The organism is Fictibacillus sp. BK138, from assembly GCF_004216955.1.
Taxonomy (GTDB): Bacteria; Bacillota; Bacilli; order Bacillales; family Fictibacillaceae; genus Fictibacillus.
The window spans coordinates 2,209,320-2,222,696 of sequence record NZ_SGXL01000001.1 but is presented as its reverse complement, the minus strand read 5'-3'; the positions used below and the strand labels follow the sequence as shown (position 1 = coordinate 2,222,696).

16 protein-coding genes and 1 tRNA gene are annotated in these 13,377 nt (G+C 35.5%); 13 read left to right on the top strand and 4 right to left on the bottom strand.

The annotated features are described in order from the left end of the window. The first annotated feature begins 74 nt into the window (after positions 1-74). The 5 genes from EV282_RS11015 (at position 75) to EV282_RS10995 (ending at position 4,250) form a co-directional block, all read left to right on the top strand. Positions 75-1,187 (top strand): hypothetical protein, encoded by a 1,113-nt coding sequence (locus tag EV282_RS11015; protein WP_130295858.1) that lies wholly within the window; start codon positions 75-77, stop codon positions 1,185-1,187. A gap of 281 nt (positions 1,188-1,468) precedes the next feature. Beyond that, positions 1,469-2,365 carry a hypothetical protein gene (locus EV282_RS11010; protein WP_130295857.1) on the top strand — a complete coding sequence of 299 codons (897 nt, stop codon included), beginning with the start codon at positions 1,469-1,471 and terminating at the stop codon, positions 2,363-2,365. 63 nt (positions 2,366-2,428) lie between these two features. Then, a complete protein-coding gene (locus EV282_RS11005) occupies positions 2,429-2,674 on the top strand; it encodes a hypothetical protein (protein ID WP_130295856.1) in 246 nt (81 codons plus the stop codon). A 116-nt stretch (positions 2,675-2,790) separates the two neighbouring features. Beyond that, complete coding sequence (locus tag EV282_RS11000) at positions 2,791-3,021, top strand: hypothetical protein (protein WP_130295855.1); 231 nt, start codon at positions 2,791-2,793, stop codon at positions 3,019-3,021. Positions 3,022-3,332: 311 nt separating this feature from the next. After that, positions 3,333-4,250: an MBL fold metallo-hydrolase gene (locus EV282_RS10995; protein ID WP_165389421.1), complete on the top strand. Its 918-nt coding sequence runs from the start codon at positions 3,333-3,335 to the stop codon at positions 4,248-4,250. Here EV282_RS10995 and EV282_RS10990 read toward each other — a convergent pair. The 4 genes from EV282_RS10990 to EV282_RS10975 form a co-directional block, all read right to left on the bottom strand. Then, positions 4,222-4,917, bottom strand: coding sequence for a DUF421 domain-containing protein (locus EV282_RS10990; protein ID WP_130295853.1), 696 nt, complete (start codon positions 4,915-4,917; stop codon positions 4,222-4,224). The two genes, EV282_RS10995 and EV282_RS10990, sit on opposite strands and share 29 nt — an antisense overlap. Positions 4,918-5,001: 84 nt before the next feature. After that, positions 5,002-5,442 (bottom strand): GNAT family N-acetyltransferase, encoded by a 441-nt coding sequence (locus tag EV282_RS10985; protein WP_130295852.1) that lies wholly within the window; start codon positions 5,440-5,442, stop codon positions 5,002-5,004. Between the two features lie 5 nt (positions 5,443-5,447). Further along, on the bottom strand, positions 5,448-5,963 hold the full coding sequence (locus tag EV282_RS10980; RefSeq protein ID WP_130295851.1) for a YjcG family protein: 516 nt from the start codon (positions 5,961-5,963) through the stop codon (positions 5,448-5,450). A 59-nt stretch (positions 5,964-6,022) separates the two neighbouring features. After that, complete coding sequence (locus EV282_RS10975) at positions 6,023-6,754, bottom strand: alpha/beta hydrolase (protein ID WP_130295850.1); 732 nt, start codon at positions 6,752-6,754, stop codon at positions 6,023-6,025. Between the two features lie 139 nt (positions 6,755-6,893). Here EV282_RS10975 and EV282_RS10970 point away from each other — a divergent pair, with 139 nt between their 5' ends. The 8 genes from EV282_RS10970 to EV282_RS10935 all read left to right on the top strand — a co-directional run bounded on the left by EV282_RS10970 (position 6,894) and on the right by EV282_RS10935 (position 13,279). Next, on the top strand, positions 6,894-7,451 hold the full coding sequence (locus EV282_RS10970; protein WP_130295849.1) for a phosphatidylglycerophosphatase A family protein: 558 nt from the start codon (positions 6,894-6,896) through the stop codon (positions 7,449-7,451). Positions 7,452-7,706: 255 nt separating this feature from the next. Then, positions 7,707-7,782, top strand: a tRNA-Val gene (locus EV282_RS10965). 116 nt (positions 7,783-7,898) lie between these two features. Then, the gene (locus tag EV282_RS10960; protein WP_130295848.1) at positions 7,899-8,789 is read left to right on the top strand and encodes a tyrosine-type recombinase/integrase; all 891 of its coding nucleotides are present in this window, start codon (positions 7,899-7,901) and stop codon (positions 8,787-8,789) included. Positions 8,790-8,850: 61 nt separating this feature from the next. Further along, positions 8,851-9,285, top strand: a complete 435-nt coding sequence (locus EV282_RS10955; RefSeq protein ID WP_130295847.1) for a hypothetical protein — start codon at positions 8,851-8,853, stop codon at positions 9,283-9,285. Next, positions 9,286-10,095, top strand: a complete 810-nt coding sequence (locus EV282_RS10950; RefSeq protein WP_130295846.1) for a hypothetical protein — start codon at positions 9,286-9,288, stop codon at positions 10,093-10,095. It abuts the gene before it with no gap. A gap of 213 nt (positions 10,096-10,308) precedes the next feature. Next, positions 10,309-11,097 (top strand): hypothetical protein, encoded by a 789-nt coding sequence (locus EV282_RS10945; protein ID WP_130295845.1) that lies wholly within the window; start codon positions 10,309-10,311, stop codon positions 11,095-11,097. Between the two features lie 394 nt (positions 11,098-11,491). Beyond that, positions 11,492-11,836, top strand: a complete 345-nt coding sequence (locus EV282_RS10940) for a hypothetical protein (RefSeq protein WP_130295844.1) — start codon at positions 11,492-11,494, stop codon at positions 11,834-11,836. Between the two features lie 852 nt (positions 11,837-12,688). After that, entirely contained in the window at positions 12,689-13,279 is a 591-nt protein-coding gene (locus EV282_RS10935) for a recombinase family protein (protein ID WP_130295843.1), read from the top strand. Positions 13,280-13,377: the final 98 nt, after the last annotated feature.

Below are 13,377 nucleotides of genomic sequence, written 5' to 3'. Positions count from 1 at the left end.
TTGTGTCATAACCCACTCTATTCCCATAGTATGTATGGAATCTTCAGATCATGATGAGGAAAGGAAGGGAAACAATGGGAAACAATCATAAACACTTGCAGGATGAGTGTATCCGCGTTCAAAAAGTTTACGACTGGGTGACCGATACACTAAACGTAAGAAAAACTGTTTCTTTTACTCCTGAACAAATTGCTGCAATAGAAGAAGCGTTGGATGATCCTTCTAAGCGTCCCCTAAGGATCGTAACCAAAGTACCTAAAACTTCACAAGCTACTGAAAACACTGAAGCTTGCGCTGAACATTTCTTATGCGAACAAGTAGGAGATAAAAGAGAATGTACCGTTGCGCTTAATGGAGGTTTTACAACTGCGCAATTAGTTGAACTTCTGTTTACAACGGATATTAAAGTTCAGGTAGTAGACAGAAGCGGTGAAATTGTAACAGAATTAATGGTTAATGCTTCTGTATTTGAATCATTTGTACTATGCTATCCAGACGGAACAGATCTTTACTGCCGTATCACAAAAATATTTGCTCGCGTTCCATCGGGCACAGTTCTGTTGAATAGCCCGACACCGACTTCTTTTGCAATAGATATTACATTCTGCGTAGACATTCAAGTTGAAGCAGAAGTAAAACTAGAGGTACTCGCTAAATTCTGTTCTCCTCGTGAGAATGATTTAATCTGCGAAGGAAGCGAAGGTGAAATGTGTCCGGAGGCATCGTTCCCGCAACAATGTCCAGACATATATCCCAGGCCAGGCTGCATGTGTAGAGCCACAGGAAGCGCAAGCGGATTAACTGGTGATGAAGCAACAGAAGCAGGGCGTGTAGCTGTATTAGTTGACATTTGTCCTAATTATCATCTGTCAGGCAGCTCATTCCGTCTAAATTACACTGGTTCAGAAGATCAGGGAGCTTTTCAATACACAGCTACCGAATTTACTCAAGACTCACTCTGCTGTGACGAATATTCCGACGGATGGAAAATGATAATTTCCGGAAGAGGAACTGATGATTCAACTGGTGAAAATTATAATTTCAACTTAGCTATCGTACAAACAAGTGAAGGCAATCAATTTGAGGCTGAACTGATTAATTCAAAAGGCGATAGAGAATTTACAACAGGTGTTGTAACAACTGACACTGGAGAAATCACAGTCGGAAATTGTCTACAGCACAGCTAAGGATTGATCTGAAGAAGAAGACCGCTGGTAATTAACCAGTGGTCTTTTTAATGCAATTTAATGTAGAAAAAAAAGGTTAAAGAATCAGCGTCTGTGTAATAAATATAAGATCACATACCCTAAAATTAGAATGCGAGCAACATGTAGCGGAAACTACTTCTTTCAAGAGCAACAATTTATGCGAAAACAACCTTGAAAAAGAGCCCTTAAAAAAAAGTGAACGAATGGATTTGGTTTACATAGAATAAGGAAAGAGCCTAATTTTACAAGGGGGAAGATACATGGGTACAAAAGACAAACTAAGCTATGACCGGCTCATTTCCAGGATTGAGTATTACAAAGAAAAAGCCCTTGACCTAGAAAAGAAGCTTCTATTCTCAGAAGAGAAGATCGAGAATCTAGAAAATGAAATTAACAACAATAATTCAATTCATCTTATTGAGGAAAAAGAAAATGAACTTGCAAAGCTTCGAGATCAAGTCGAAAATTTATCCAAAAAGCTTAGCAGATTACAAGATCATGAGATGGAAAAAAGAATAAATGGCTACGAAGAACTTCTTAAGAATATACAAGATGAATTAAATGAAAAAGATCAACAGATTGATTTGTACCAGCAACGGATTAAGAGTATGGAAAAAAGAATAAATATTAACCGCTCACCTGAACCTTTTGTTGATGAGAATAAAAACGAACATGAAGCAAAATCTGCTCCGTCTGAAAAAAAAGAAGAAAAAAGCTGCTTAAGTTACTTTGATTACTCTGTTATTTTTACAAAAGAAAAGACAGGATTTGTCAGAGGGAACTTTTATCTTGAAAACATGGGGACAGAAACTTTAGATAATCCATATATCTGCTTTCGCTTTCAGCCAGCAGAAGCTTCTTCATTAAAAGGGAAGATTATTTCATTGCTTACTTCACCTTCTCAGGAAGAAATGTCACAATCCGTATGGATGTTTATGGATAATGAATGGGCATTAGAAGCAAAAGAAAGAGGAGAAATCTGGATCTGCCCATTGAGAGAAACCAAGATTAAGAGCGGTGACAAGTTAACACTTGACGATTTTCAAATACCTATTAGAAGCAAAATTGATGAAAATATTACAGTAGAAGCTTTTGTATATTTTCATAAGCAAAATTATCGAGCTAAGGCAGTAAACCATATTGCAATCAACTTTTAGTGAGAAAGCCTATAACCAACTCGTTAGACATGCATAAAATGTACTAAACGAGGAGGTTGAAACATGGAAGAAAGGAAGAATAAGAAGAAGTACAAAAAAATTTATGCAGATAAAGTAATCATTAAAGCAGGTAAAATCATTATCCATGAAGATGAACATCATTGGGAATCTTCTAGCTCAAGCTCTTACAAGCATGAATCCAGCCACAAAAAGCATGAATCATCTTCATCTTCTAAACATGGATCTAATCATAATAAATCTGAATCTTCTAGCTCCAGTTCAGGTGAATACTATGATCCATGGGAATAACTCATTCACATGTTTTTAAGAGTGCCGCTTAAAGGTGCTCTTTCTTTATTTTATAGGCTTAACTTAGAAGGAAAAGGGAAAACAAAAAGGAATAGATAATAAAGGAGATGTTGCAGATGGGTTATATATTACCGTATATACCAATCCAAAGAATGCAATATGCTAGTCGTATGGAAAAAGGTGAACCTGGCCTTCCTGTTGTTCCTAGTGTTCCTCCCATTCATAATGACACGGTTCATACATCTTCACATCCAAAAAGTAGTTATACAGTTGAAGAAAAAAAGAGATTTCACCAAGTATTAAGTGAAATAGAAGGAAAAGGATTAATAATTAACGAAACCATTTAATAGGTTTCTTTTTTTTGTCTCCAACTCCACAATGTTTACTCTCGATAGGGCTTTAACTTTAGATTTTGTCTAATAATAATCTTCGTGAAAAGAACAATGAACTAGGGATTTAATTTAAATGTCGGTTAACCGAACAAAAGTCAAGATTAACCGAACAAAAAAATGGATCTACCGAACAATTATCCTGCATAACCGAACATAAATTACTCCATCATAAAATAATGTCCATCTGGAAAAGACTTTGCTTTCTAGAGCGATGGGGCTTTTTTAGAGAATTGAAAAACTATAAACTAGCATCTGAGGTGAACCAAATGGAATTTATTGAAATTAAAGAGGGTTGTTATTACTTTAAAAGTGCTGTCAATATAGGTTACATCGTAAGCGAGGATAGAAGCAAAGGCATGCTGATCGACGCAGGTCTTGAATCATCTGCGGCAAAAAAAGCGATTAAAAAGCTGCAGGACAACAAATTTCCAATCACTCATCTATTTATCACGCACGCACATGCTGACCATTTTGGAGGCGCACAATATATCCAAAAAAACTATGAGGTTCATACAATAGCTCCTGCGCTTGAAGAAGCGATTATGAGATATCCCGTTCTTGAGCCCATGTACTTATTTCATGGCAACTTTCCATTAAAGGAGATGCGGAACAAATTTTTAGAAGCGCCTTCCGTACATATTGATGAAATCTGTCAGCCTGGGATCTGGAGAGCTGATTCATTAGAAGTAGAATTCATTCATCTCCCTGGTCATAGTCATAATCAATTCGGTCTCATTTACAATGATATCTTTTTTGCGTCAGATTCTTATCTTGGCAAAGAAACACTAGAAAAACATAAGATTCCTTTTATCGTTGACTCCTCTTCAAACTTCTCAACGCTAGACTATTTACTTCATATCAAAGTTGGAGGGATGCTTCCTGGACATGGAGCCTTTTCCGATGAATATGAGGATACGATTCAAGCAAATATTGAAGTACACCAAAGACTTCTGATCCAGATGAACAATTTTTTAATCGCTTGTGGCGATCGCGGTCTTTCGCTGGAAGACCTCATTGCCAAAATGCTTTTGAAACATGAAATTGACCCCGCTAACCTTGGAATGTACTCCTTATTTAGAACTGCAATTACAGCATATTTGATTCAGCTCATCGAAGAGCGGAAAGCGGTTTATACGATAAAAGAGGGTCGACCGGTTATTTTTTCGGGTCAGCCATCGGCATGATTAACAGTTTGCCTTCTGACATTTCTGCATAAAGCACATCTTTAACCGTTTTATAACCATGCTCATGAATCTGATTTAATAGTTTCTTTTTTGATATTCCAGCGGTAGATAGATTATCCATATTAATTTCTCCATCTAGAATTAAAGTAACGGGCAGTTCAGGCTGTTGGTCGGTATGCATGTTCATATCTTGTCTGTTTGGTGATCCATATTGATATTTTGGCAATATGCTAAGTGTGCCGTTCGTTTCTAAGATGGCATATTCGACTTCACGAAGACTGAAATATCCTTTTTGCCGGACTAAGTTTTGAAGCTGATTGATATCAAGTTTGCTCTTTTTAAGCTGATCACGATCTAAAAGCCCTTTGCGGATAACAATAGTCGGCGCACCCTCTAACATTTTACGAGTACCTTTAAATTTTTGTGAGATGATCTCTATCATATATACAAGAGAGCCCCATATTAAAATAGCGTACAAAATGACAAAAATAGAGGTCTCATCATCATACATGGCATTACCCACTAATTCACCTAAAAAGATGGACGAAATAAAATCAAACGGAGTGATCTGTGAAATTTGAGTTTTCCCTAATATTTTTGTAAGGATAAAAAGAGCTAAAAAGCCCACAATCAATTCTGTAGTTAGTTGTCCCACATGTATGTCCATCAACCGTATCTCCTCATAATAAACGTATTACTTTTCAGTTTTGACGAGATAAGACGTTTATAAACTAAAAAAGTATTGATTCCGTCACTCGGACGAATTCAATACTTTTTTCATGGCTACATGCGGTATGTTGGCATCTAAAAACGGTTCTGAAGATGTTGTATGATACCCCAATTTTTTATAAAAGTCTTCTGCCTGGATTTGTGCATATAATATAAGGCTCGGAAAAGATCGATCTTTAGCCGTCTGTTCCATAGCTCTCATCAACTCTTCACCTAATCCTTTTTTTCGGTGTGAAGAAAGCACGCAAACCCGTTCAACTTTTCCTTCACCCTTTACTTCGCGAAGTCTGGACGCTCCAACAGGCTTGCTGTTTTCATCGTACAGCACAAAATGAACAGCTGAATCTTCAAACTCATCGATCTCTTCACTTTCGTCGATTTGCTGTTCGCGTACGAATACATCTCTTCGAACTTCTAATGCATCTCTATAGCCTTGGTCATCAGATGTATACTTTTTAATCAAACTTATTAAACACCCTTTCCAAGACGAAACGTTTCATATACTGTCCAATATCCATTCTCAAGCTGGTAGAGGAGCTGGAAGCGATCAATACGTTCTTCGTGTTCAATATCAATCATGCGAAGGCGTTCCAAAACATCTGAATGCTCTTCGTCTGAAAGCTTTTGCCCCAATGTTAAATGAGGAACAAAATTATAAGGCTGCTGATGTTCAAGCGGACCTGAATACAGCTGATCGTGCAGTGACTTTAATTCTTCAGCTTCGTTTACTTTTAAGTAGATTGCATTATTAACAGGATGGAAGGAGCCCACCTTGTTAATCATTATGGAAAAAGGATTAATATTCTGAGCAACAGAAGAGATATAAGAAATCTGATCTTGAAGCTCTTCTTCGGTCGCCTCAAAAGGTTCTTTTAATGTAATATGAGGCGCGATAAGGGCATAGTGTGGATCGTACCTTTTTCGGTAGGAATTTACTTTATCTTGTAGATTTTTTGATGGAAAAATAGCAATACCATATTTCATAATTCTTCCTCCCTCATCTTTTGAAATAGTATACCAAATATTCTTTTTATTTCCCACAGTTAGCGATTATTGTAAAGAAACGTTAATGCTGGAACCAAATCTTTTTGCCAGTTTACCCAAAGGTGATTACCTTGAAACTCTGAGTATTCATAATCCAGCGCAAAATTGTTTAGCAGCTTGTTCATTCTGCGGTTTGGTTCAAGAAAATCTTTTGTTATTCCTTCAGGGTTTGTGAAACTATGTTCTTCATCGCCAATGGAATGATAGATCGTCAATGTTTGCATCTGTTCGATAGATTCAACAGTTTGCAGCAGTTCCTCTGGGATATAAGGCGATTGAACAATCACTTTTCCAAAGGTATTCGGATACAAGAGACCAAGTTTCATAGCGACATATCCGCCAAGTGAATCTCCTATTAATCCCATTCCTGCACCGAGCTGTAAAGTGTTGAATTTCTCATTTAGATAGGCTGTCAATTCATAGGCCATAAACCTAATATAATTCTCGTGTTTTTCACCTGTTGGATCATATTTTGCTTTTCTGTCTTTAATTCCTTTATGATTCACACCAATAATAATACAATCTTCTATCTGGCCATCTTCCATCAAGCGGTCAGCCGTTTTTGCCAGCTTTCCTAGTTGAAAGTAATCCCTGCCATCCTGTGCGATTAGTATTGGATATTTCACTAATGGAGTGAAACGGGAGGGAAGATAGATAAGTAATTCTATCGTTTCATCTAAATATTTGCTTTGAATGTTATCGTCTGTAATGGAACCTTTAAGAATGGCCATAAACGGACCTCCTTTTGCTGACAGTATAATAAGTAAAAGCGTTTTCATTCGACTCGTATAATTGTAACATATAATGCTATAATGAAAGAATCAATACGAATGACGATTAATAGTGAACATAAAAATGAGGTGAAGTCTGTTGAAAAATAGAGTGCACAGTAGGGAAGTTGAGGCGGCTGCTAGAAGGCTGCTGATTGAAAGAGGCGTCACCATTCCTGAGATCGCAGAAATCGTTTATGAAATGCAGATTCCATTTTCACCAGGACTGACTAAAGAAGAATGTATTGAGAGCGTCGATGCAGTCTTAATGAAGCGAGAAATTCAACACGCTATTTTAGTAGGTGTAGAACTTGATATATTGGCTGAGCAAAAAAAGCTGTCAGAACCTTTGCAGAGTATCGTAGAACAGGATGAAGGATTGTTCGGAGTGGATGAAACGATCGCCCTCGGTGCTGTATTTGGATACGGAAGCATCGCTGTTACGACGTTTGGTCACTTAGATAAATTTAAGATGGGCATTATTCAAAAGCTCGATACGAAGATAGCTAACGGAAAAGTTCATACTTTCCTAGATGACCTGGTTGCAAGTATCGCAGCCAACGCCTCAAGCCGGCTTGCACACAGACTTCGCGATAAGCAGGAGTGGCTGACAGCAGAGGAAATCGCACAACATGAAAATGAAGAAAAAATAGGCTGATAGAGGAACCTCCGCGCTTGCGGAGGTTTTTATATTCATATGGGCAGGGTGTGTATGTCGAAAATTCTATAAATAAATTTGAAGGACCATAAAAAAATTTGAAGGCTCATAAAATCTTTTGAAAGACCATAAATGTTTTTGAAGGCTCATAAATTTAGATGAAGGCTCATAAATGTTTTTGAGGCTGAAAAAGTCAAATTTTTATTGACAGACAAACCGCTCTGTCGTATATTTTTAATTGTTCCGCAAAATAGAGATCCGATAGCTCAGCTGGGAGAGCGCTACCTTGACAGGGTAGAGGTCGGGGGTTCGAACCCCTCTCGGGTCACCATACTTGATATAACTGACATTGAGTTACGAACCAATGAAATTTTGGGTAGTGCTCATATATGGGACACATTTTAAACCTTCTTGAACTCTACACGAGTTTTCAAGGAGGTTTTTTTTATGTTAGTTGAAACATTACAAAAAGAGTTTTTGATTGAAAGGAAGTTTGAGGGATTAAGGGAATCAACGTTGACCGTATACAAAGATTTCTTTAAGTCTTGGAATGAATGGTTGAACACTCAAAGCATTGAACAAGTTGAAGACATATCACCGCTTGTAATCAAACAATATTTGAGACGTTGTGCCGACAATGGAAACAAACCAAAAACCATTAATACAAAATTGAAGTTACTCCGTGCATTCTCAAGGTGGTTAGTTGAGGAAAGTCTTGTAGATCAACAATTCACCAAAGGAGTTAAAGCGGTAAGAGAAGACTCGGTTCCCAAGATCGTTAGACAAGAAGATATTCAACTTGTACTTTCACATTTAAGACGTGTAAAAAGGTCACGGAGGAATTACGTTCTTGTTTTATTTATGATTGGAACTGGTTGTCGTTTGAGTGAGATTGAGCGATTAAATTGGACGGACATTGACTTTACAAACTCCCTTATTACAATCCTTGAAAGCAAAACTCGAAAACACCAAAGTGTTCCATTGTCCGATACATTGGCAAGAGAGCTCTTAGATTGGAAATTATTCGTTGATAAAAAGTTTAATAAACCTCCTCAACCATTGTTTACCACAAGGAATGGAACAAGGATTACTAAAAATGGAATACAAAACTTCTTCAAGCGTTTAAAGAAAACACTTGAGATACAAGGTGATTTCTCTACACATTGTATGAGGAACTTTTATATCAAGGGATTGTTGAAGAATGGAGCCAACTTACGAGAAGTTCAATTGTTAGCAAGACATTCAAAGATACAAGTTACACAAGGATATATTGGGTATTTTGCACATGAGTTAAAAGAAACAATTGACCAAAGTAATCCATTAAATGACCTTATTTGAAATTGTCCAAATTTTAACAAAGTATGTTATATTTAACCTATCAGATGGGGGTGTGCATATCATGGATTTTAAAATAAGTATACCAACAGATAGTATGGGATTTTACACACTTGAGTGCCCACATTGTAAGGGACGTTTTAAAGCACAAGCTGGAGATATTGAAGCTGAAGATACATTAGAACTATTTTGCCCCTCATGTGGATTGGTGGGAGAGAGTTCAAGATATTTACCAAGTGACCTAATTGAACACGCACAAACAATTGCACTTAATTACATGCAACAAGAAATGTTTAATTCATTAAAAAAGACTAGCCGAAAAATGAAAGGTTCACCAATATCATTTCGAGTGGAAAAGCCAAAAGAAGAAGCACCAAAGTTGTTAACTGAAGACGAAGATTTAGAGCAAGTTGAATTACATTGTTGTAACAAGACAATAAAAATAAACATGGATCAAAAATTCTCTAATGTTTATTGTCCGTATTGTGGGGTGAATTAATTGAATCAAGAGATTAAACTTTCAGAAAATGAATATAGGAAAATTTCTTTAAATTTTAGAAAAGTAGCAAGTAGGTATTTGAACTCTGATTTTAAACACGCTAAAGATAACTTGGATAGATTTTTAATATTTATAGAAGAATGTTCTGTTATAAATCAATTTATTATTGAAAATAATCGTGTGGATTTTGATATCGAAGAAATTTTAAGTAAAAGAGGTTACTTCGATCAAATAAAATTACCTATACGTTCTTCTGAAGAAATTGCTTTTATTTTTCAATTGTTAATTTATATCTCAAATAATAATATAAGTTATGAAGGATTGATAATGGGTTACGGAAAGAAGTTTCAAGACTCGTGTGATAATTTTCATAATCAAGTAGTTAAGCCACTAGTTGACCATATAGTTTCATATTTGGGGGAGATGGCAATAGATATGGGATTAGATAAAAAGACAAATAATCAATTTAATTTTAATGAGTTTAGAGGACAATTCAATCATGCAGAGGGACAAGGTTCTATAAATGCAAATCAAACTTATAATGAAGCCAATATTAAAGAATTAAAAGAAATTGGTCAAAAGTTTGTTCAAGCTCTTTTGGAAAATGAAAATATCTCACCAACAGATAAAGAAGAAACTGTTGAGTTTTTAGAAGCTGCTATTCAAGAAGCTGAATCTGAAAAACCAAAAAAAGTTATTATAAAATCTGCAATTGAAAAGGTTAAAGATGTTAAGGAAGTTGTGACAACAGGAACCGCATTGTATACATTAGGAGATCAACTTCTAACATTATTCCAAAATTTCATGTAGTAATTTTACCGTCTATATTAGGCGGTTTTTTTTATTGTTTAATCAACTCAACAAAAGAAAAAATGACAAAAATTGCAGGGATTTATCAAAATCTCTCGAATATTAAAATGGTTAGATATGTAAAAATGGTGGTGATTTAATGGCACAACCTAGACCGTGGTTAAGTAAGGAAAAATTAAAAGAATTATTGTTAGAAAATAGGAGGAGTAGAACATGATCAGAAATAAATTTTTATCTTCAATAACAGAAAGATTGAACGATAATTCTTTTTCATATAATGACTTCGACATAGAAATAAACGAGGTATATTCTGGATTACAGATTAACATTAAAATTACATATAGGTACATTGAAGAATACACATTTTCATTCAGCCTTTCAAAAACACCTGATACTGAATTAACTATTGAGCGAACCCCAGGAAAGGTCATAATGAATGAAAAAATCACAATCAAAAATCAAAATAGTATCCCAGCAGAAATAACTGTTTGGGTGAACGCAATAAAGGAAGAAATGACATACATGCCTTTTGCAAGAGAATTTGAGGAAACCAAATCTAAAATTCTAGAAATGGAAGAAAAATTCAATGAAGTACCAGAAAAATATTTTACTAAAGAAGAAAGCGAACTACTCAAACAACGGTTAGAAACACTTGAGGTTGAGTTTGAGGAAAAATTAAGAAAAGAATTAGACGACAAATTTAATCTTGAATATGAAGTACGGTCAATGAAAGATGAAATGGAACAATTGAAAATCCAAGTTGAAATATTAAATAAAAGAAATTGGATTAAGTCATTTGGTACAAAGCTGCATGGTTGGGGAACAAAGTATCCTAAAACAACTGCTGCGTTAGCTACTATTGGTATTGGTTTTTTACCAGAAGAAGTTAAAGATTTAATTCCACACGAAGAACTTATCAATGTATTCTTACCTGAAGCAGCAAACGAAACACCTAAATTGGTTGAGTCTACCGAGAAGGAAGAAAAAGTATCAAACCAATAGTATTTCCAACTTTCATACAAAGCTAAACAAGAATTTGAGAGCCAATCGTAAAAGATTGGTTCTTTTTGTGTATACGAAAATTACAATGTGGGTAGTATGAAGGTAGTCACCAAACATTCAAGAAACCCTTATTCAATAAGGCTTTGTTTGTATACGAAATGCATACTTTTAAAACATAAAAAAGATACTTTTGAAATGAGAAAAAGAGTTAGTATAAATTTATCAGAAAAAGTAATTATGAAGATAAGAACCTTACACCCTTTCAAACTTGTGGAACAGTGGAGGGAAATATATTTTTTTTAATGGAAGCAGGAAGTCGAAAAAATAATTTAAAACAATGAAGGAGGGAAGCGGAAAACCATACTTCCTAACAAAATAATGAGGTGAAATATAAATGAGCACATTGGGAAGCATTTATAATGCAGAGAGATTCATAGAAACACTTGAGAAAATGATTTTGTTATTACAACAAAAGATTAACGAAGCGACAAATGGTAAAAGGTACAATATGAGCGTTCTAAAAGACTTGGATTCTAAACTTCAAATAATGAAAAGAAAAGCATACCTGTATTACGAATACCTAAAGAACAACATTTCTCTTTATAAACTTCTAAGTGTCCAACTAAGACACCATGTACAAAAATTAGTTGAAATGCTCTTAGATTCTGATTCAGACACGCTTTTTATCTTCAGCCCACAAATTATTAGTTTAAAAGCAATTGTCGGCACACTAGAATAAATTATTCAAGAGCTGTCTCCATTAGGAGGTGGCTTTTATTATATTCAAATGTATTCCTCAACCTTAAAATTTTGTTTGTATTTTTTGGTAGCTTCAATAAAAAAATTCCCTCCCGTAATTCAAATTGAATCACAAGGAGAGTGTAAAGGGGAATGAACGCTTGGGGATTTCTCCCCGTGTACGGAGTCTCCTATTCTCATACAATGAGAAATCCTAAGAGTAATATTTAGTTGTTATTTTTGATCTCAATGTTTTACCATTGAGTCGCTTGTTCCCTCACAAGGGGAGAAAGTTCGAGGTTCGATCACAAATAACGAAAGGGTTCATGAATAAATGAAAAACCGTAGGAAGCATATCACTTCCACATACATATAGTGTTGCCAACTTAGTCTTAATACAATGTGATACCAAAGTATAAAAATTTTGTATGTGAATTTTGAGTCCACAATGTAATACCGAGCCTAAAAATTTTGTGTGTATTTTTGATAGCTTGTTATGGAGATATACACGGGGTGCTCGGGGGTTGGTGGGGGGTCTTTTAATTATCTCTATTTTTTTTGTGTTTTGAAATACTCCTTGTGAACGACTTGTGTCCTCTATTTGAGCCATTCATATTCAGTTCCTAAAGTACTGTACAATGATCTCTAATACAATTCCTATTAGACACAAAATGTCTCACAATAGCTTAAATAACAGGCCTGAATAAGTAAGTCACATAAGAACTCACAAGGTGTTACTCATAATATAGAGTCTCATATGACTTTACTCTATTGACACAATATTTGAGTGTTGATACTGTCTGGTTTAGAAGGTCTCATATGAATGTCTCATAAATAAATAGGAGGAATCAAAATGAAATACGGGTATGCAAGGGTAAGTTCAAGCGGTCAAGATTTAACCGCACAATTAAAGGTTCTTGAGGAGCATGGTTGCAGCAAGATATACAAAGAGAAGGTTAGTGGTAAGAACAAGGAGGATCGCACGGAGTTTCTTTCCTTGTTGAGCACGGTAAGAGAGGGAGACTCTATTGTTGTCTCAAAACTAGACCGCTATGCACGTTCCACAAAGGACGCTCTTACGATCATTGAAGAACTTGAAGATAAAGGAGTTTCACTTGTTGTTTTAAACATGGGGGGAGATAAATTAGACACTTCAACTTCAATGGGGAAACTTATGGTTACAATGTTGAGCGGGATTGCGGAATTTGAACTCTCATTGATTAAGGAAAGACAAAGAGAAGGAATTGCTCTTGCAAAGCAACGAGGAGTTTACAAGGGAAGACCTCCAAAGTATACCGAGAGGAATAAAGGTCTCCAACATGCTTTTGAATTGTATGACAATAGAAACAACAATGGAAAGACCGTAAAAGAGATTTGTACAATAACGGGAATAAGTAAAGCCACGTTTCACCGCAAGTTGAGGGATAGGTCACATGTTCAATGAAAATTGAACTCAATGATCCTCCTTTTTTTTTATTTTCAAATTAAAATCAAGTTTCTAAATGTAATTCAAATATTTTTACCTTCACTCTAAAATGTCCA